The organism is Kribbella sp. VKM Ac-2568 (assembly GCF_004345365.1).
GTDB lineage: Bacteria > Actinomycetota > Actinomycetes > Propionibacteriales > Kribbellaceae > Kribbella > Kribbella orskensis.
In genome coordinates this window covers 491435-509562 of sequence record NZ_SLVF01000001.1, presented here as the reverse complement: position 1 = coordinate 509562, position 18128 = coordinate 491435, and the positions used below count along the sequence as shown (strand labels likewise).

20 protein-coding genes and 1 pseudogene are annotated in these 18128 nt (G+C 68.9%); 9 read left to right on the top strand and 12 right to left on the bottom strand.

The features are described from left to right. Positions 1–3: 3 nt before the first annotated feature. The 4 genes and pseudogenes from EV648_RS02435 to EV648_RS02420 all read left to right on the top strand — a co-directional run. A pseudogene (locus tag EV648_RS02435) lies at positions 4–276 on the top strand (extracellular solute-binding protein); the annotation flags it as partial. Between the two features lie 70 nt (positions 277–346). After that, complete coding sequence (locus EV648_RS02430; RefSeq protein WP_241994826.1) at positions 347–871, top strand: carbohydrate ABC transporter permease; 525 nt, start codon at positions 347–349, stop codon at positions 869–871. A 99-nt stretch (positions 872–970) separates the two neighbouring features. Next, positions 971–1495 carry a dihydrofolate reductase family protein gene (locus EV648_RS02425; protein ID WP_132284537.1) on the top strand — a complete coding sequence of 175 codons (525 nt, stop codon included), beginning with the start codon at positions 971–973 and terminating at the stop codon, positions 1493–1495. Between the two features lie 87 nt (positions 1496–1582). Continuing rightward, on the top strand, positions 1583–2836 hold the full coding sequence (locus EV648_RS02420) for an MFS transporter (RefSeq protein WP_241994825.1): 1254 nt from the start codon (positions 1583–1585) through the stop codon (positions 2834–2836). A 24-nt stretch (positions 2837–2860) separates the two neighbouring features. On the opposite strand, the gene EV648_RS43000 is transcribed toward EV648_RS02420, so the two are convergent. The 8 genes from EV648_RS43000 to EV648_RS02380 form a co-directional block, all read right to left on the bottom strand. Beyond that, on the bottom strand, positions 2861–3415 hold the full coding sequence (locus tag EV648_RS43000; protein WP_199234391.1) for a hypothetical protein: 555 nt from the start codon (positions 3413–3415) through the stop codon (positions 2861–2863). A gap of 453 nt (positions 3416–3868) precedes the next feature. Continuing rightward, positions 3869–4849: a porphobilinogen synthase gene (hemB, locus tag EV648_RS02410; RefSeq protein WP_132284535.1), complete on the bottom strand. Its 981-nt coding sequence runs from the start codon at positions 4847–4849 to the stop codon at positions 3869–3871. A gap of 4 nt (positions 4850–4853) precedes the next feature. Continuing rightward, complete coding sequence (locus tag EV648_RS02405) at positions 4854–6518, bottom strand: uroporphyrinogen-III synthase (protein WP_132284533.1); 1665 nt, start codon at positions 6516–6518, stop codon at positions 4854–4856. Positions 6519–6607: 89 nt separating this feature from the next. Continuing rightward, positions 6608–7489 (bottom strand): hydroxymethylbilane synthase, encoded by an 882-nt coding sequence (hemC, locus tag EV648_RS02400; protein WP_132284531.1) that lies wholly within the window; start codon positions 7487–7489, stop codon positions 6608–6610. After that, positions 7486–8817 (bottom strand): glutamyl-tRNA reductase, encoded by a 1332-nt coding sequence (locus tag EV648_RS02395; RefSeq protein ID WP_132284529.1) that lies wholly within the window; start codon positions 8815–8817, stop codon positions 7486–7488. Before EV648_RS02395 ends, hemC begins: the two co-directional genes overlap by 4 nt. Beyond that, entirely contained in the window at positions 8814–9572 is a 759-nt protein-coding gene (locus EV648_RS02390) for a redox-sensing transcriptional repressor Rex (protein ID WP_132189664.1), read from the bottom strand. The genes EV648_RS02395 and EV648_RS02390 overlap by 4 nt, the downstream gene beginning before the upstream one ends. Before the next feature lie 112 nt (positions 9573–9684). Further along, positions 9685–9921, bottom strand: a complete 237-nt coding sequence (locus tag EV648_RS02385) for a glutaredoxin family protein (protein WP_132284527.1) — start codon at positions 9919–9921, stop codon at positions 9685–9687. Further along, entirely contained in the window at positions 9918–11366 is a 1449-nt protein-coding gene (locus EV648_RS02380; RefSeq protein WP_132284525.1) for an AMP-binding protein, read from the bottom strand. The genes EV648_RS02385 and EV648_RS02380 overlap by 4 nt, the downstream gene beginning before the upstream one ends. Positions 11367–11879: 513 nt before the next feature. Between EV648_RS02380 and EV648_RS02375 the strand changes: the two genes are divergently transcribed. After that, complete coding sequence (locus tag EV648_RS02375) at positions 11880–12422, top strand: sigma-70 family RNA polymerase sigma factor (protein ID WP_132284523.1); 543 nt, start codon at positions 11880–11882, stop codon at positions 12420–12422. Positions 12423–12630: 208 nt separating this feature from the next. Continuing rightward, positions 12631–13716: a DUF5667 domain-containing protein gene (locus tag EV648_RS02370; protein WP_241994824.1), complete on the top strand. Its 1086-nt coding sequence runs from the start codon at positions 12631–12633 to the stop codon at positions 13714–13716. 36 nt (positions 13717–13752) lie between these two features. On the opposite strand, the gene EV648_RS02365 is transcribed toward EV648_RS02370, so the two are convergent. The 3 genes from EV648_RS02365 to EV648_RS02355 form a co-directional block, all read right to left on the bottom strand. After that, the gene (locus EV648_RS02365; RefSeq protein WP_132284519.1) at positions 13753–14889 is read right to left on the bottom strand and encodes a lysophospholipid acyltransferase family protein; all 1137 of its coding nucleotides are present in this window, start codon (positions 14887–14889) and stop codon (positions 13753–13755) included. Further along, positions 14882–15886, bottom strand: coding sequence for an NAD-dependent epimerase/dehydratase family protein (locus EV648_RS02360; RefSeq protein ID WP_132285066.1), 1005 nt, complete (start codon positions 15884–15886; stop codon positions 14882–14884). Before EV648_RS02360 ends, EV648_RS02365 begins: the two co-directional genes overlap by 8 nt. Positions 15887–15965: 79 nt before the next feature. Next, a complete protein-coding gene (locus tag EV648_RS02355) occupies positions 15966–16067 on the bottom strand; it encodes a 30S ribosomal protein bS22 (RefSeq protein WP_008356322.1) in 102 nt (33 codons plus the stop codon). Between the two features lie 155 nt (positions 16068–16222). Between EV648_RS02355 and EV648_RS02350 the strand changes: the two genes are divergently transcribed. Continuing rightward, entirely contained in the window at positions 16223–16519 is a 297-nt protein-coding gene (locus EV648_RS02350; RefSeq protein ID WP_132284517.1) for a hypothetical protein, read from the top strand. A gap of 114 nt (positions 16520–16633) precedes the next feature. Here the strand turns inward: EV648_RS02350 and EV648_RS02345 are convergent, their stop codons facing one another. Further along, the gene (locus EV648_RS02345; RefSeq protein WP_132284515.1) at positions 16634–17152 is read right to left on the bottom strand and encodes a GNAT family N-acetyltransferase; all 519 of its coding nucleotides are present in this window, start codon (positions 17150–17152) and stop codon (positions 16634–16636) included. Between the two features lie 59 nt (positions 17153–17211). On the opposite strand from EV648_RS02345, the gene crcB (EV648_RS02340) reads away from it, so the two are divergent. Both crcB (EV648_RS02340) and crcB (EV648_RS02335) read left to right on the top strand, forming a co-directional pair. Further along, positions 17212–17697: a fluoride efflux transporter CrcB gene (crcB, locus tag EV648_RS02340; RefSeq protein WP_132284513.1), complete on the top strand. Its 486-nt coding sequence runs from the start codon at positions 17212–17214 to the stop codon at positions 17695–17697. Further along, complete coding sequence (crcB, locus tag EV648_RS02335) at positions 17694–18068, top strand: fluoride efflux transporter CrcB (RefSeq protein WP_132284511.1); 375 nt, start codon at positions 17694–17696, stop codon at positions 18066–18068. The genes crcB (EV648_RS02340) and crcB (EV648_RS02335) overlap by 4 nt, the downstream gene beginning before the upstream one ends. Positions 18069–18128: the final 60 nt, after the last annotated feature.

Below are 18128 nucleotides of genomic sequence, written 5' to 3'. Positions count from 1 at the left end.
CGGATGACGATCTGGAGCGCTAACGCCAAGCACACGGCGCTGTTCGACCAGATCGCCGCCGCCTACAAGAAGGACCACCCGGAGGTCGGGAAGATCAGCTTCGAGTCGATCCTGTTCGACACCTACACGACCGCGCTGACCACCCAGATCGGCGGCGGCAACGCGCCCGACCTGGCCTGGATCCTGGAGAGCACCGCGCCCGACTTCGTCTCCTCCGGCGCGCTGGATGAGATCGACAAGGACGCGGATCTGTTGCCGAGTGCAACGGCGACCTGGGAGCAGGACGGCAAGCTGTTCGCGTACCCGTTCTCCACCTCGCCGCTGGGCGTCTTGACGCGGCGCCGGGGTGGTCTTCGTGATCGTGCTGGCCGGCCTGCTGGTGCCGAACGAGGTGACGATCATCCCGCTCTACCGGATGTTCGACTCGCTCGGCCTGGTGAACACCCACTGGCCGCTGATCCTGATCCCGATGCTCGGCGCGCCCAGCGTGCTGGCCACCTTCATCATGCGGCAGTTCTTCATCACCCTGCCCAAGGAACTCGAGGAGGCCGGGCGGGTCGACGGACTCGGCCGGCTCGGGCTGTTCTGGCAGGTGTCGCTCCCGCTGGCCCGCCCCGCGATCGGCGCCGTCTCGATCTTCACCTTCCTGCACAGCTGGAACCTCTACCTGGAACCGATCGTTTTCCTCTCCAGCAAGGACAAGTTCACCATTCCCCAGGCCCTCACCCAGTACGTCGACGCGTACGGCGGCGCCATGTGGAACGTCCAGCTCGCGGCCGCCACCCTCAGCGCCCTCCCGGTCCTGATCATCTTCGTCCTCGCCCAACGCCAGTTCGTCGAAGGCCTAGCCCAAACAGGCCTGAAAGGCTGAGCCAGGGCGGCTGGGGCGGGAGCACGTGAACGGAGCGCTGCCGACCGGAGTACCGGTCCCTTGGTGTGTGGTGTCGGTGGCAGGCTGTACAAAGGGAAGGTGACTTTCCATGCCGCGGTTTTCATCGCGACCAGCCTCGACGGATTCATCGCGCGCCCGGACGGGTCGATCGACTGGCTCACCGAGCGGGGTGAGAAGGCCGGCGACACCGGGTACGACGAGTTCATGGCTGCGGTCGACACCGTCGTGCTCGGCCGGAACACCTACGAGAAGGTGCTCACCTTCGGCTTCTGGCCGTACGAGGGCAAGCAGGTCGAGGTCCTCAGCAGCACCCTGCCGGTGGACGCCGACGAGCGCATCATCGTGCACCGGACCATCGAAGGACTGGTCCAGACGCTGGAGGATCGAGGCGCCAAGCGGATCTACGCGGACGGCGGCCGTGTAGTACAGACGTTCCTGCGGGCCGGGTTGCTGAACGAGCTCACCATCACCGTCGTCCCGGTCCTGCTCGGCCAGGGCATCCCGCTGTTCGGCGAACTGGACCACGACATCTCCCTCACCCACAACGCCACCCGAACCCTGGGCGCCGGCCTGATCCAATCCGACTACACCATCCACCGCTGACCTGTACTCCGTTCCCGCCGCTGGTCGAGGGTGGATGGTGGGTAATTGGGTGGTCGGCGGCCGGGCGACGGATGATAATTGACCCTTGTGCCTGGAGCCCGGAGGTTGTTCGCCGATGTGACGCCGCTGCGGGAGTCGGTGGAGTTCCGCTGGCTCTGGGCCGGGCAGTCGCTGTCCTCGATCGGCAGCCTGATGGCCATGGTCGCGGTCGCGATCCAGATGTACGACCTCACCGGCTCGTCGGTGGCGGTCGGCGCGATCAGCCTCGCCAGCCTGGTTCCGACCCTGCTGCTCGGGTTGTTCGGCGGCTCGATCGCGGACGCGGTCGACCGGCGGCGGCTGGTGCTGTTCACCAGCAGCGGGCTGATGCTGGTGTCGTTCGTGTTCGCCCTGCAGGCGTTGCTCGAGTGGCGACAGGTCTGGCTGCTTTACTTGCTCACGGCAACCGCCGCGGCGCTGAGCGCGGTCGACACCCCCTCACGCCGGACGTTCATCCCGCGCATACTCCCGCTCGAACGACTCCCGGCCGCTGCCGCGTTGAGCCAGTTGTCCTTCCAGGTCGCGATCATCGCCGCGCCGGTGCTGGCCGGAGTACTGGTCGCCACGGTCGGCCTCGAAGCGGCGTACGGGATCGATGCGTTGACGTTCGCAGCCGTCATGGTGAGCGTCCAGCGACTGCCACCGATGCCACCCGAGGGCGGCGGCTCCGGCGTCGGCCTGCGGTCGGTGGTCGAGGGCCTCAAGTACGCGGTGAACCACAAGCTGATCGGGATGATCTTCCTGATCGACCTCAACGCGACCGTCCTCGCAATGCCGACCGCCCTCTTCCCGGCCCTCGCCGCTACTCATTTCGGCGGTGGCCCCCAGACCGTCGGCTACCTGTTCGCCGGCATCGGCATAGGCGGCCTGATCGCCGCAGTACTCTCCGGCCCTCTCGGCCACATCCGCCACCAGGGCCGAGCGATGCTCATCTCGGTCGCCGTCTGGGGAGCCGGCATCGGCAGCGTCGGCCTGACCCACAACCTCTGGCTGGCCGTCACCTTCCTGGCCATCGCAGGCGCCGCCGACATCGTCACCACCGTCTTCCGCGCCACCATCCTGCAAACCAACACCCCCGACGAACTCCGGGGCCGCCTCAACTCCCTCGATTTCATCATCGGCCTGGGCGGCCCCAACCTGGGCAACGTCCGCGCCGGCGCGGTAGCCGGCCTCTTCGGCCCGGTCACCAGCATCATCACCGGCGGCGCCGCCTGCGTCCTCGGCGTCCTCGCCCTCAGTACCAACAAGACCTTCCGCCGATACGACGCCAAGTCTGATCAGCCGGCTGACGTCCGGAGGTGAAGGTGCGACTGACCAGGCTTTGAATCAGTCGCGGGTCAGGCCCGGTGGGAGGGCGTCTTCGTCCGGGCCGATCGGGCGGGCGCCGACCAGTGGATTGCGGCGCAGTACTTCGATCAGGGCGGCGGGCCCACCGATGTCGGTCCAAGTGTCGTCCCACAGAGCGGATACGAGCCACGAGTGATCCGCGGGAAAGAACAGATCCGGTAGAGACCCATCGCCGCGCATGTGACCGGTGCGCCAGGTGAGAGCCTGCTCAGGCCCGGCTTCGACCAGCAGGTAAGACCAGTCAAAGTACAGCGACACCTTCGGCAGGCGGGGAAAGACGATGTCGTGAGCGCCGGTGTCGAGATACCCCAGCCACCAAGGCTGCTCAGCAGTCTGCTCGACGAGTTCGTCGACCAAGGCGCGCTCATGCGCTTCGATACTGACGCCTTCGGCCGGGTAGAAGGTGGCGTAGGCCTCGAAGACCGGCGGGATCGCAGTACTGACCGAGAGGCCGGGCGTCGTCCGCCCAGCAATCCACCCAACGTCGTAGGCCGTACCAATCCGCCAGCTTCGCCCGTCCTTGGTGACATCCACGACCCCATCCAACCCGATGAGCCGTGTCCAGGCAGTGGGAACACAGCCGCCCTGCCCCGTCGACCCCCTCCCCGACCACAGCCGAGCCTGACCTCGGTTGAGCGATGGCACATCTACCTGTCCCTCGGTACGGAACTCCTCACCAGAGTTCGTCCAGGCGGTCGGGTCGGGCCCGGCGGCGGCGGGCGTCCCGGCGGGGAAGTTGGCGTGCGGTGGTGGTGAGAATGGCGCGGACTTCGTACCAGGGCGGGCGGCATTCCCAGTAGCCGCAGCCTTCGTAGCTCGGCGGAGCGGATGCGGCTGGTCGGTTGGTGCGGACTGGGGTCCTCGGACAGTGTCTGGGGACCTCGGACAGGCTATTTGGAGTTCACGGTCCCCAGTAGGTGTCCGCACGCCCGACTTGCGGCAGCGTCCAGCGGTGCGCGCCGACCGGGCGCAGTACTCGCGTTTGGGTCAGCGGTGGAGGAGTTGGGCGACTTCGGCGGCCCAGTAGGTGAGGATGGTGTCGGCGCCGGCTCGGCGGATCGAGGTGAGGGTTTCCATGATCGCGCGCTCGCGATCGATCCAGCCGTTCGCAGCAGCGGCTTCCACCATCGCGTACTCACCCGAGATGTTGTACGCGGCAACGGGTACGTCCACGTGGTCGCGGACCTGGCGGATGATGTCGAGGTATGCCAGCGCCGGCTTCACCATCACGATGTCGGCGCCCTCGGCCACGTCCAGATCGACCTCACGCAGAGCCTCGCGGGCGTTGGCCGGGTCCTGCTGGTAGGTCTTCCGGTCGCCTTGCAGCGACGAGTCCACGGCCTCGCGGAACGGACCGAAGAAGGCCGACGCGTACTTCGCGGCGTAGGCCAGGATCACCGTGTCGAGATGCCCGGCCGCGTCCAGCGCGGTACGGATCACACCGACCTGGCCGTCCATCATCCCCGACGGGCCCACGACGTGCGCGCCGGCAGAGGCCTGGGCGACACCCATCTCCGCGTAGATCTTCAGCGTCGCGTCGTTGTCCACCCGGCCGGCAGAGTCCAGTACGCCGCAGTGCCCGTGCGAGGTGAACTCGTCCAGGCAGAGGTCCGACATCACCAGCAGGTCATCGCCGACCTCGGAGACAGCGTCCCGGATCGCCACGTTCAGGATTCCGTCCGGGTCCACCGCCCCGGAGCCGACCTCGTCCTTGGACGAAGGCACCCCGAAGAGCATCACGCCGCCGAGTCCGAGCTGAGCGGCCTCGGCGATCGCCTTGCGGGCGGTGTCGCGGGTGTGCTGGTAGACGCCCGGCATGGTGCTGATCGCGATCGGCTCGCGCGCGCCTTCCCGGATGAACATCGGCAGGATCAACTGACGAGGCTCGAGCGTGGTCTCGGAGACCAGCCTGCGCATTGCCGCGGACGACCGGAGCCGCCGCGGCCTGACACCCGGGAAACCAGTCACTGACCTAGCTCTTCCTACGTGAGCCCGAGCGGCGCTCGGACGGGCGGGTGACCGGTTCACCGGCCTCGATCATGGTGTCACGCCGGTCGGCGCCGAATCGAGCCAGGGCGTCGGCCAGTTCCTCGGCCGACGGGGACTCGGCCATCGCGTCCACGCGCAGGCCGTGCTCTTCGGCGGTCTTCAGGGTCGCCGGGCCGATCACCGCGATCACCGTCGACGCGTGCGGCTTGCCGGCGATGCCGACCAGGTTGCGCACCGTCGAGGACGAGGTGAAGACGACCGCGTCGAACTTGCCGGACTTGATCGCCTCGCGGGTCGGCGCGGGCGGCGGAGCGGCCCGAACGGTCCGGTACGCCGTGACGTCGTCGACCTCCCAGCCGAGATCCGTCAGGCCGGCCACCAGCGTCTCGGTGGCGATGTCCGCGCGGGGCAGGAAGACCCGGTTGATCGGGTCGAGCACCTCGTCGAACGGCGGCCAGTCCTCGACCAGCCCGGCGGCGGACTGCTCGCCCGACGGCAGCAGGTCCGGCCGGATGCCCCAGGCACCGATCGCCTCGGCGGTCTTCTCGCCGACTGCGGCGATCTTCAGGCCGGAGAAGGCGCGCGCGTCCAGGCCGTACTCGTCGAACTTCTCCCGGACCGCCTTGACCGCGTTGACCGAGGTGAAGGCGACCCACTCGTACCGGCCCTCGACCAGGCCGCGGATGGCCTTGTCCATCTGCTGCGGGTTGCGCGGCGGCTCGACCGAGATCGTCGGCACCTCTTCCGGCATCGCGCCGTAGCGGCGCAGCCGGTCCATCAGCGGTCCGGCCTGGTCCTTGGTGCGCGGCACCAGGATCCGCCAGCCGAACAGCGGCTTGGTCTCGAACCAGCTGAGCGACTCGCGCTGCTCGACGACCGCGCCGACCACGATGACGGCCTCACCCGTCAGCTTGGCCGCGCGCAGATCGGCCACGATCGTGCCCAGGGTGCCGACCACGCTGGTCTGTGCCGTGGTGGTGCCACCGACGGTCGCGGCGACCGGAGTACCGGCGTCGAAGCCGGCCTCGATCAGCGCGGTGGTGGTCTCCTTCAGCACGTCGACCGCGTTCAGCAGCACCAGGGTCTGCTTCGGGTGCAGCCGGGTGAAGTCGAGCTTGGACTCGGCCAGGTCGAGCACGGTGACCTCGCGGTCGCCCTTCATCGTCAGCGGGATACCCGCGTACGTCGGGACGGCGCTGACCTCGCTCACACCGGGGACCACGTTGAAGCCGATCCCGGCCTTGCGGCAGGCGGCGGCCTCCTCGGCTCCGCTGGAGAAGGTGAAGGGGTCGCCGGTGAGCAGGCGGACCACGTTCGCCGAGGCCTTGGCGGTCTTCACCACCAGGCGGGCGCGGGCCGCGACCCGCAGCGCCCGGCTGCCCTCGGCGCCGGAGCCGTCCACGATCTCGACGCCCGGCTTGCAGTACGCCAGGAACGCGTCGTGCTCGGGACCCTCCACCACCACCGCGTCGGCGTTCGCCAGCACGTCGCGGCCGGCCAGCGTCAGTAGGGCGGGGTCGCCCGGTCCGACGCCGACGAACGTGACGTGCCCGAGCGGTCTGGCCTGCTTGACCGTCGTGGTGCTGGCTGCGATCTTCGCCGGCACCTTCTGGGGTGCCTTGGTGGCCGCTGTCTTCGCGCTGCTCACGTCTGCTGTCGCCTTTGCCCTTGTCCTGCTCGTCCTCTGAATCCCACGCGTGCTCGTCCCGCTGCTACCCGTCGTTCCCCGTGCCGGTGTCATGTCTGCTCCAGCAACTCGTTCGCGAGTGCCCGCCCGAGGGCGCGTGGGTCGTCCACCGGCCCGTTCGCCGACAGCCGCCGTACGCCGCCCTCCTGGCCGAGCGCTCCCCGGAGCCACAGCTCCGGCCCGTCCTCACCTTCGACCACCTCGGCGAGCGCGCCGACCGGAGCCGTGCACCCTGCCTCGAGCGTGGCCAGCAACTGCCGTTCCGCGGTCACCGCGGCGCGTACCGCGGGATCCTCCAGCGGAGCAAGAGCTTCCAGTACCGCGACGTCGTCGGCGCGGCATTCGATGCCCAGGGCACCTTGTCCCGGTGCCGGCAGAACCTGGATCGGGTCCAGCGTCTCGGTGACCTCCGAAAGCCGGCCCAACCTGGCCAACCCTGCCCTCGCGAGCACCACCGCGTCCAATTTGCCCTCGGCGACCATCGCGATCCGGCTGTCCACGTTGCCACGGATGCCGGTCAGTTCCAGACCCAGTCCGAGTGCCTCGAGCTGCGCCACTCGGCGGGGTGAACCGGTGCCGACCAGGGCGCCGGTCTGCAGCTCGCCGAGGCTCAGGCCGTCGCGGGCCACCAGGACGTCGCGGGGGTCCTCGCGCTGCGGGACGGCGCCGATCGTCAGGCCGTCGAGCGGCGTGGTCGGCAGGTCCTTGAGCGAGTGCACCGCGATGTCGATCTCGTTGGCCAGCAGGGCGTCGCGCAGCGCGCTGACGAAGACGCCGGTGCCGCCGATCTGCTCCAGCGGGGCCTTGCTGGTGTCGCCGGTGGTCACGATCGGCACCAGCTCGACCTCGTGCCCGAGAGCCCGCAGGCTGTCGGCGACGTGGGTCGCCTGGGCGGTCGCGAGCGCGGAGCGGCGGGTACCGAGCCGGATCATGCGGACTCACCTCCGGTGATCTGCGGTGCTGAGTCATGGCCGGAGTCATGGGACGTGCTGGGCGTTGCCTTGGGCGCGGTCACCGCGTCCACCGTGGCGGGGTCGAGCGCGAACAGCTCGCGCAGCGCGTCCGCGTACGTCGGTCCGCCCGGATCCGCGGCCAGTTCCTTCACTCGCACGGTCGGGGTGTGCAGCACCTTGTCGACCACCCGGCGTACGGTCCGGGCCACTTCGCCGCGTTGCGCTTCGTCGAGTCCGGGGAGCCGTCGGTCTAGCCTGCTCAGCTCGGCCTCGACCAGCTCCGCTGCCATCGCCCGGAGCGCGACCACGGTCGGCGTGACGGACACGGCCCGGCGGGTTGCTTCGAAAGCACCCGTCTCCTCGCCAACGATTCGGCGTACCTCGTCGACGTCGTGCGCGCTGCCCCCCGCAGTACCGGCGAGATCCGCCAGGGTGACCAGGGTGACGCCGGGTTGACGCGCCGCAGCGGGATCCACGTCGTGGGGAAGAGCCACATCCAGTATGCCGAAAGGCCGGCCGTCCGCCGCGTTGCGGACCATTTCCTCGGTCAGCACGACACCGCGGGCGCCGGTGCATGACACCACCAGGTCGGCCTCGGTCAACGCCTGCGGTACGTCGGCCAGCGGGATCGCGATACCGCCGATGCGGTCGGCCAGTGCCACGGCGCGATCGAAGTTCCGATTCGCGATCGTGACGCTGGTAGCGCCACCCGCGAGCAAGGTCTGAGCGGCCAGCGAGGCCATCGAACCGGCCCCGACGACCAGCGCGCGACGGCCCTCGTAACCACCGATGGCGTCGAGCCCGGCGGAGACCACCGAGCGGCCGGCGGAGTCGATGCCGGTCTCGGTCCGGGCCCGCTTGCCGACCCGCAGCGCGTGCTGGAACAAGGCGTTCAGGCCGGTGCCGATCGTCTCCAGGTCCTGACCGACGCGCAGCGTTTCCTTCACCTGGCCGAGGATCTGGCTCTCGCCGACGATCATCGAGTCCAGTCCGACTGCGACCTGGAAGAGGTGCGAGACGGCGCCTTCCTCGAAGTGCACGTAGAGATGCTCGGCCAGATCCAGCAGGGGGACGCCGGTGACGTCGGCGAGGATCGCGGTGACCTCGTCCATGCCGGCGTGGAAGCGGTCGACGTTCGCGTACACCTCGGTGCGGTTGCAGCTGGCGAGGACGGCCGACTCGGTCACCGCCGCGGTGTGCTGCACGGCCAGCGCGAGCTTGGTCGCTGCGTCCGGGTCGAGCGCGACCCGTTCCAGGACCGAGATCTCCGCGCTGCGGTGCGAGATGCCGACGACCAGATAACTCATGCCCCAACACCTCCCCCGACGCTAGGCAGATCGGTCAGACCGTTCATCGTCGCTGGTAGCTCGGGCACCTCGGGGAGCGCCGCCTCTCCGGACTTTCGTTGTTCGTGGTACGCCAGGATCTGCAACTCGATCGAGAGGTCCACCTTGCGGATGTCGACACCGTCTGGCACGGACAGCACCACCGGCGCGAAGTTCAGGATGCTCGTCACCCCGGCGGCGACCAGGCGGTCGCAGACCTCCTGGGCGGGGCCGGCCGGAGTGGTGATGACGCCGATCGAGACCCGGTCGGAGGCGACGATCTCCTCGAGCTCGGCGAAGTCGCGGACCACCATCTCGCCGATCCGCTCGCCGACCAGGCTCGGGTCGGCGTCGAGCAGCGCCACGATCCGGAAGCCGCGGGTGCCGAAGCCGGAGTAGTTCGCCAGCGCGTGGCCCAGGTTTCCGATCCCGACGATGACCACGGCCCAGTCCTGGGTGACGCCGATCTCGCGGGCGATCTGGTAGCGGAGGTACTCCACGTCGTAGCCGACGCCGCGGGTGCCGTAGGAGCCGAGGTAGGACAGGTCCTTGCGGAGCTTGGCCGAGTTGACGCCGGCCGCCGTCGCGAGATCCTCGCTCGACGCGGTGGCGATGCCACTGTCCGACAGCGCGGTCAGGGCCCGCAGATACACCGGCAAGCGCGCGACAGTGGCCTCGGGAATGCCGCGTTCGGTTCTCGTCGGCGCGCCGGGGCGACGGCTGCGGGCAGGCGTCACAATTCTCCTGGAAATGGTGGTTCGCAAGTCACCGCCTCACGGCTGGCGACTACCCCACTCTAGGAGCTTGTGAACGTGAGAACAAAATCGGCGATGACACCCATGACGGATGTCACTTAGTTGTCAAGGCCTTCTTCAGCCTGAGCGGGTCCACCCGCCAGAAGTCGTGCTGGCGGCCGTCGACGAAGGTGACCGGGATCTGCTCGCCGTACTGCTCGAACAACGCGGGGTCCTGGGTGATGTCGATCTCGGTCCAGCCGACTCCGAGCTCGCCGCAGACCTGCTCGACGATCGCCCGGGCGTCGTCGCAGAGATGGCAGCCCGGTTTCCCGTACAGCGTGACCCTCACCGGTCCGCCTCCCGCAACCTGCCCTTGGCGACCTTGCCGGTGACCGAGTGCGGCAGGTGGTCGACTACCTCGATCTCCACCGGGCACTTGAATCGCGCGAGCCGCGTCCCGGCGTACTCCAGGATCTCGGCGGGATCCGGCGCGGCGCCGGTCTTCGGTACCACGAACGCCTTCACCGCCTCGCCGGTCTCCTCGGACGGCACGCTGATCACAGCGGCCTCCCGTACTCCGGGGGCGGTGACCAGGACCTCTTCCACCTCACTGGGGAAGACGTTGAACCCGGACACGATGATCAGCTCGCGGAGCCGGTCGACCAGGAACAGGTCCCCATCGGCATCGAGGTAGCCGACGTCGCCGGTGCGGTACCAGCCCTCGTCGTCCGGCCCGTCCACGCTGTCCGGCCAGTACCCCGAGAACAGGTTGCCGCCGCGGATCACGATCTCGCCGGGGTCGTCGCCCTCGACGTCCTCGCCCAGCTCGTCGGCGATCCGGAGCTCGACATGGGGCAGCGGCCGGCCGACCGAGCCCGGCTTCGGGTCGTCCTCGCCGAGCGTGGTGGTGACACCTGGCGACGCCTCGGTCAGCCCGTATCCCTGGTGCACGAACAACCCGGTGGCCTGCTCGAACCGCTCCGCGAGCCCGCGCTCGAGCGTCGAGGCGCCGGTGAGAACCACCTTCACCGTCTCGAGCGCGTCCTTCAGATCGGGCCGGGCGAGGAAGGCGTTCAGCGCCGGCGGAGCCAGTGGCAGCCGCGTCACGCCGTACCGGCGGATCAGGTCGATCGTGGCGGTCGAGTCGAACCGCCGCTCGAGGATCAGTGCCGCGCCGGTGGCGACGGCCCAGCCGAGCACCGCGTTCAGGCCGAACGCGTGGAACATCGGCAGCACGCCGAGCACGACGTCGTCCGGGCCCATCCGGCCCTCGCCCAGGTCGGCGAGGTTCTTCACGTTCGCGCCGAGCGCCCGATGGGTGAGCATCGCGGCGCGCGGCTCACCACTCGTCCCGGACGTGTAGAGCAGGACGGCGAGTGCCTCCGGATCGGTTTGCGGCGTAAGCGGAGCGTGACCGGTCAGCTCGCCGGGACGGACCACCCGGATGCCCTCGACCTTGTCCGCGAGGTCCCCGTCGGTGACCGCGATCCGCGCCCCGGAATGCGTGATCACGTGGCCGACCTCGGTCTTGGTCAGGCCCGTGTTCAGCGGTACGGCGACCAGCCCGGCGCGAAGAGTTCCCAGGTAGGAGGTGATGAACTCGACGCTGTTGGCCATCAGCAGCACCACCCGGTACCCCGGGACGAGCCCGGCCGCCGCGAACCCCTGGGCAGCCGCGTTCACCGCCGTGTCGAGCTGACCCCAGGTCAGCCGCCGGTCGCCGTCTACCAGCGCGAGACGATCGTCGTGACGTCGCGCTGTGTCACGAAGAATGTCCGCGAAGTTGAAGTTCACCAGGCGAGTCTGCCACGAGGCCATTAGGGTGCTCGCTGTGACTCGACCTAAGACGTGTGAACTGCGCGCCGGCTCCGCCTCACCGGAGTACTGGGATCGATTGCAGGGACGCGTGACGGGGGCTGTACAGGTGTACTACCGGGCGATAGCCTGCACAGCCCGGTGAAGTCGGATGACGTCCGCGCACCGGTGTCGCACGAGGGTCTGGACCTGGCCCGCGCAGCGACTTGCCCGGGCTCGGCGAACGATCTTGCGAGGCCCGGGGTGGTGGGGGATCCGTGTGCGGTCAGCAGCCCGCCGTCCGGGTTGCGCCCTGCGCAGGCAACCGGCCTGCGGATCCGTGAATATCAGCTCGGACGGAGCGCGGCACGCCGGGCGCTGTTGACAGTCGGTGCTTCAGGCGTAACGCTCGGTGCTGTCTCAGCCGCTGTGGGCCTTCGCGGATGTGTCAGACGTAGACGTGTCAGTTGAACGGGAGAGAACTTGACGACGCCGGAGCCGAGCCCGGACGGGATGAGACGCGCAGAGCTCGTCGATCGCGCCCAGGCAGGGGATGTCGGTGCGTTCGGCGAGCTGTACGACGAGTACTCGCTGACCGTGTATCGCTACATCTACGCGCGGGTGTCGTCATCGGCACTCGCGGAGGACCTCACCAGCGAGACGTTCGTCCGGGCGCTGCGCGCGCTGGACTCGTTCCGCTGGCAGGGCCGGGACTTCGGTGCCTGGCTGGTGACGATCGCGCGGAACCTGATCACCGACCACTACAAGTCGGGCCGGGTCCGGCTCGAGGTGGTCACCGACGAGATCGAGACCCACGACCGGCAGACGGAGGGCCCGGAGGTCGATGTGCTGGCCACCGCCACCGCCGAAGTACTACGGAACGCCGTCGCGGCGCTTCCCGACGAGCAACGCGACTGCCTGACGATGCGATTCTTCGCCGGTCTGTCGATCGCTGAAACGGCCAGGGCGCTCGAGAAGTCGGAGGGCGCCGTCAAGCAACTGCAACTGAGGGCCGTACGGCACTTGGCGAAGGTTATTCCCAAGGACTTGAGGTGAGGAGGATGACAACGGATGTCTTTCGTAACCCGTCAGGGAGTCTCCTCGTTTGCCTGGTGAGGACCAGTCGGTGACCCCGGCCGGCCATTGAGGAGAACGAGAACTCATGAGTGACCTGAACAGGGCTCGAGCGCGCGCGGAGGCATTCGCGCACGCTGTCGATCACGGGCCCCGTCACTCTTCGCGACTGAGCGACGACCCTGAGCTGATGGATGCTGTGGAGCTCGCTGGACGGCTGAGGACCGCCGGCGCAGTCTCACCGCGACCGGAGTTCACCGCCGAGCTGAGGCACCGCCTCCTCGAGCAGGCCGCGGCCCGTGCCGCGACGACGACTCCGACCGTGGTGCGCAGTGCACCGGACGACCAGGACGAACCGCCTCCCCGCGAGGACGACGACGCGTCCGTGACAGACATCCGCCGCCATCGTCGTCACGGCCGGCGTATCCGGCTCGTGGCCAGTACCGCCGCGCTGGTCCTGCTCGGAGGTGGCATCGGTTCTGCCGCCGCCGCTCAGCAGGCGATGCCCGGCGACACGTTGTACGGGATGAAGCGCAGCATCGAGAACGTCTCCACCAACGTCAGCGTCGGGGACGACTCCCGGGGCCGCCGCGAGCTCCAGCACGCGATGACCCGGCTGTCCGAGATCGATGAGATGGTCGAGAGCGGCGGTGGCGACGTCACCACGATCAACAGCACGCTCGGCGACTTCTCCGCGCAGGCCCGCAAGGGCGTGTCCCGGCTCGTCGCGTCGTACCAGCAGGACGGCGACGCCACCTCCATCACGGTAGTCACGACGTTCATCACCAGCGCCCGCCAGGCCATCGCTGAGCTCGCTCCGAAACTGCCGCCGGAGTCGCTGAAGGGAGCGGTCGAGGCCCTGGCCACGATCGAGCAGCTCGCTCAGCACATGACCGTCGCGTGCCCGAAGTGCGACAAGCCGAAGCCGGCGAAGAACGCGGGTCCGGCGACCACCAAGCCGGGCAGCGAGCCGAACGAGCCCGGCAACGCCGGGCCGACGACCGTGCCCTCCACCAAGCCGAGCGCCCCCAGCTCGATGCCGTCCAAGGTCCCGAACACGACGATCCTGCAAGAGCCGACGTCGAAACCGACCGACCTGAAGACGCCACCGAACCCGTCGGACAAACCCACCACGACACCGTCAGGACCCACCGTCCCGGCCCTGCCGACCCCGGGCACCCCAAGCTGGCCCTGGCCGTTCCCGACCCTGAGCCTGCCCCTCCCGACAATCAACCTCCCAGGCGTGGTCCAAACCCTGCTCCCGCCCTGGAAGTGAACTAGACACCTGAAGGCCCCGGGATTTTCCTGGGGGCTAGAAGAAGACGCTGCGGCGTTGCATCAGGAGTGCGTAGAGGGTCTGCTGGATGGTTTCGCGGACCTGGTCGGTGACGTTGAAGACGAGCATGGGGTCGTCGGCGGCGCCTTCGGCGAAGTCGTCGGTGCGGATGGGTTCGCCGAACTCGATCAGCCACTTGGAGGGCAGTGGGATCAGGCCGAGGGGTCCCAGCAGGGGGAAGAACGGCGTGATCGGGATGTAGGGGACGCCCAGCAGTCGCGCCAGGGAGGCCATGTTGCCGACGAGGGGGTAGATCTCCTCGGCGCCGACGATCGAGCAGGGGACGATCGGTACGCCGGTGCGCATCGCCGCGCTGACGAAGCCGCCCCGGCCGAACCTCTGCAGCTTGTAGCGCTCGCTGAACGGCTTCCCGATCCCCTTGAACCCCTCCGGCCAGACGCCGACCAGGTTGCCCCGGCTCAGCAGCCGCTCGGCATCGTCGTTGCTCGCCAGGGTCGCGCCCCCCTTGCGGGCCAACTCGCCCACGAACGGCGTCTGGAACACCAGGTCCGCGGCGAGCGTGCGCAGCGGACGGTTCGTGTGGTCCGCGATGATCAGCTGGGTGATCAGCCCGTCCAGCGGCATCGTGCCGGAGTGGTTCGCGACGATCAGCGCGCCGCCGGTGTCGGGGATGTTTTCCACGCCCCGAACCTCGACCCGGAACCACTTCTCCGCCAGCGGGCGCAGTACCGAGAGGAGGACCTGGTCGGTGAGCTCGGGGTCGTACCCGAACTCGTCGACCTCGTAGTCCCCGGTCAACCGCCGCCGCAGGAACGCGAGGAACTCGGCAATCTTGGCCTCACCATCAGCCCCGAACGTCTCCCGGATGAACCGCTCGAACCCGGCAAAATCCTGCCCACCCTGTACTGCGGCCTCAGCCGTGGCCTGTACTCCGGGCTCGGGCGCGGCTTGCACTCCAGGCGCGGCAACACCCCGGGACTCCGCCGGGGATTCCACGGCGGCTGCGCGGGTCTTTGCTGTGCGGGCGCCACGAGCCTTCGCCGCTCCGGGGCCGGCGAGTGCGCGGGCCGCGGCGGACGGCGTGGTACGACGTCCGCTGCCGCGGCCGGGGCGTCCACCGGAGCCGATCGGGATGACGTCGGCGTCAGCCACGGAGTGCCCCCAGACCGGCATTCAGCCCGGCGGCCACCAGTCGCGAGGCGGTCGTGACCGCGCCCGGGCCGAGCGAGGCACGGAAGTCGTCGAACGCGCTCGCGGTCGTGTACTTCGGTTCGAAGCCGAACTCGCTGCGCATCCGGGTGGTGTCGACGGCCCGGCCATAGGTCAGGAAGGTGATCTGGTCGGGCGAGAAGTCCGCGAGCCTGGCCCGGCGGACGACGGCCGCTGTGCTGGCCGCGGTGAAGGAGGGGAATCGGAGCACCGGGCGGCCGAGGCGGCGGATCGCCTGGGAGAGCGAGAGCACGCCGTCGCCGGCCAGGTTGAAGGTGCCGGGCAGGTCGATCATGGTCGCGTGGTGGATCGCCTCGACGCCGTCGTCCTCGTGCAGGAACTGCAGGCGGGCGTCGTAGCCGAAGACGGTCGGGACCACCGGCATCGCGAAGTACCGGGTGATCGGAGAGTCGGTCTGCGGGCCGATCCAGTTGGCCATCCGCAGGGTGGTGACGCAGACGTCCGGGCGGCGCCGGGCGAAGCCGCGCACGTAGCCCTCGACCTCGACCGCGTCCTTGCTCAAACCGGTCTGATGGATCGCCCGGGGCGCCATCTCCTCGGTGAACATCGCGGGGTCGCGCGGGCCGGCGCCGTACACGGTGGTCGACGACTTGACCACCAGCTTGCTCACACCGGGCGCCTTCTGGCACGCGGCGAGCAACTGCATGGTGCCGATGACGTTGATCTCCTTCATCGACGAACGGCCACCGGCGCTGCCAGGGGTCGCCACGACGCCCGTGTGGACGACCGTGTCGACGTCCTCACCGGCGATGACCTTCGCGATGACGGGGTTGCGGATGTCCGCGCGGACGAACCGGACCCGGCCGAGCTCGGCCCGCGGCGGCACCACGTCGATGCCGATCACGGTGTCGATACCGGGATCGGCTGCCAGGCGGCGGGCACAACGAGCACCGGCGTCCCGGGAGACGCCGGTAACCATCACTACCTGTGCCACGAGTACCCCCAGCCAGACAGCAACTCCACACAACGCCAACCTGTCGCCAGGCCGGCGGGACTTGCTACTTGCCGAGCTTGCGGCGCTGCACCCGCGTCTTCTTCAGCAGCTTGCGGTGCTTCTTCTTCGCCATACGCTTACGGCGCTTCTTGATAACGGAACCCACAGTGGACCTTCCAAACTTAAAGAGAGCGTCGGCAAAGCCTACCTGTAGGTCACCTTCCTGACCTAAGTGAGGCCGGTGCCACCGCTGATCCAGCGGCGCCTGGGGATTGTCCGGGCGCTTGGATAGGGTGGTTTCCGGCGACTGGGGAGGCCTGTATGACCGCTCGTTACAACGGCCTGGCCGATTGGTACGACGCCCGTTTCGTGGTCGGCGCGCCACGGCATATGCCCTCGCTCCCCGAGCTTCTCGGCCCCGGTTCGGGTCCCTGCCTGGATCTCGGCTGCGGCACCGGCCGGAACTTCGACACCATTCGGCAGGTCGGCATGCGCCACATCCCGCTGCCCGAGTTGCTGAACGCGTTCCTCCGCCCCGAGTTGACGGTCGAACACATCGAGGAGCCCGGCGACATGCCCGTCCCCCACGCCCTCGCCATCAAGGCCCGACGGAACTGACATGGTCTCCCTGAGGCCGTGGACGGCGGACGGCATCTCGCTGCTGGAGCGGTGCGACACCGCCGAGATGACCGCGTTCCTCGGCGGCCCGGAGACCCCGGAGCAGAACCGGCTTCAGGCGAGGTGTTCCCAGGTGGTGAGGGTCAGTTCGCGGCCCTTGTCCGTCACGGTGATGAGCGGGAGGTCGGTGAGCCGGTAGCCGGCCCGCCGGGCGACTGCTGAGCTCGCGGCGTTGTCCGGCTCGATCTCCAGGATCAGTCGCTCCAGACCGAGCACCTCGTGCGCGTATTCGGTCAGCAGGATCAGCGAGCGATGGGCCAACCCCTGGCCGCGGAAGGCGGGCCCGACGGCGTATCCGAGGGCGGCGGCCTTCCCGTTCACCATCACCTCGCCCATCGGCTCGCCGCCGTCCGTGGTGATGGCGAGGTGGAGCCGCCCGTTGTCGCTGTGCGCCGCGTCGACGTAGGCCTCGGCCGCCGCCAGGTCGAACGGCGTCACGAGCGGCGTCCAGTACGCGACCTCGGGATTGTCGAACAACTCCACCATCGCGACCACGTCGCCGCGTTCCCACTCCCGCAGTACCAGTCCGTCCCCTGCCAGCCGCGCCCCTGGCCCGCCGTACCTCGTCGTCATGCCCGCCAGTCTCCCCCACCGCAAGACCACCACACCCGGCCTCCCGTAAGGTTCCAGGAGTGACACACGGGCACCTCGATCCGGCGTCGCGGGAGCCGATCGACCCCGACGTCGATCTGCGGCACCCCGCTCCGGCCGAGGTCCGGGCGAGTGAACTGCCGGTCGTCACGGCGATCGCGATCGGCGGTGCGATCGGCGCCTCGGCCCGCTACCTGGTCGAGCTGGCCTGGCCGACCTCGTCCGGGTCGTTGCCCTGGGCCACCTTCATGATCAACATGGTGGGCTGCGCGCTGATCGGCGTCCTGATGGTCCTGGTCTCCGAGGTCTGGATGACGCACCGGCTGGTGCGGCCCTTCCTGGGAACGGGAATCCTGGGCGGCTTCACCACCTTCTCCACCTACGCCGTCGACATCCAGGGACTCCTCAACGACGGCCACCCCGTCACCGCGTTGCTCTACCTGGCGATCACCGTGATCGGCGCGCTGGCAGTGGTCTGGGCCACCACCACGACGACCCGGGCGCTCGTCCACCGGAGGTCGGGATGAAGTTGCTCCTGGTGATCGCAGGCGCGCTGGTCGGCGCTCCACTGCGCTACCTGACAGACCGCTTCATCCAGGAACGGCACGACAGCGACTTCCCGTGGGGCACGTTCACCGTGAACGTCGTGGGGTCGGCGATCCTCGGCTTCGTCACCGGCGCGACGAGCGCCGCGGACGTCCCGCACTGGGTCCAACTCCTCGTGGGCACAGGGCTCTGCGGTGCGCTGACCACCTACTCGACCTTCTCCTACGAGACGCTGCGCCTGTTCGAACGAGGATCCAGATTCACCGCCGGCCTGAACGTCGCGGCCAGCATCCTTGCCGCCCTCGGTTCGGCCTATCTCGGTCTCGCGGTCACCCAGTCGATCTGGCCGTGACAGCGCGGGTTAATGGCTGGGTCCGAGCCGCCGTGGCTGTTAGCCTCGCTGGTATGAGCA

Bases quoted from the DNA above. Each gene is read 5' to 3' on its own strand.
- hemC (WP_132284531.1), bottom strand. From the start codon at position 7,489: ATGATCCGGCTCGGTACCCGCCGCTCCGCGCTCGCGACCGCCCAGGCG.
- EV648_RS02395 (WP_132284529.1), bottom strand. From the start codon at position 8,817: ATGAGTTATCTGGTCGTCGGCATCTCGCACCGCAGCGCGGAGATCTCG.
- EV648_RS02375 (WP_132284523.1), top strand. From the start codon at position 11,880: ATGAGACGCGCAGAGCTCGTCGATCGCGCCCAGGCAGGGGATGTCGGT.
- EV648_RS02370 (WP_241994824.1), top strand. From the start codon at position 12,631: ATGGATGCTGTGGAGCTCGCTGGACGGCTGAGGACCGCCGGCGCAGTC.
- EV648_RS02360 (WP_132285066.1), bottom strand. From the start codon at position 15,886: ATGGTTACCGGCGTCTCCCGGGACGCCGGTGCTCGTTGTGCCCGCCGC.
- EV648_RS02350 (WP_132284517.1), top strand. From the start codon at position 16,223: ATGACCGCTCGTTACAACGGCCTGGCCGATTGGTACGACGCCCGTTTC.
- EV648_RS02345 (WP_132284515.1), bottom strand. From the start codon at position 17,152: ATGACGACGAGGTACGGCGGGCCAGGGGCGCGGCTGGCAGGGGACGGA.
- crcB (WP_132284511.1), top strand. From the start codon at position 17,694: ATGAAGTTGCTCCTGGTGATCGCAGGCGCGCTGGTCGGCGCTCCACTG.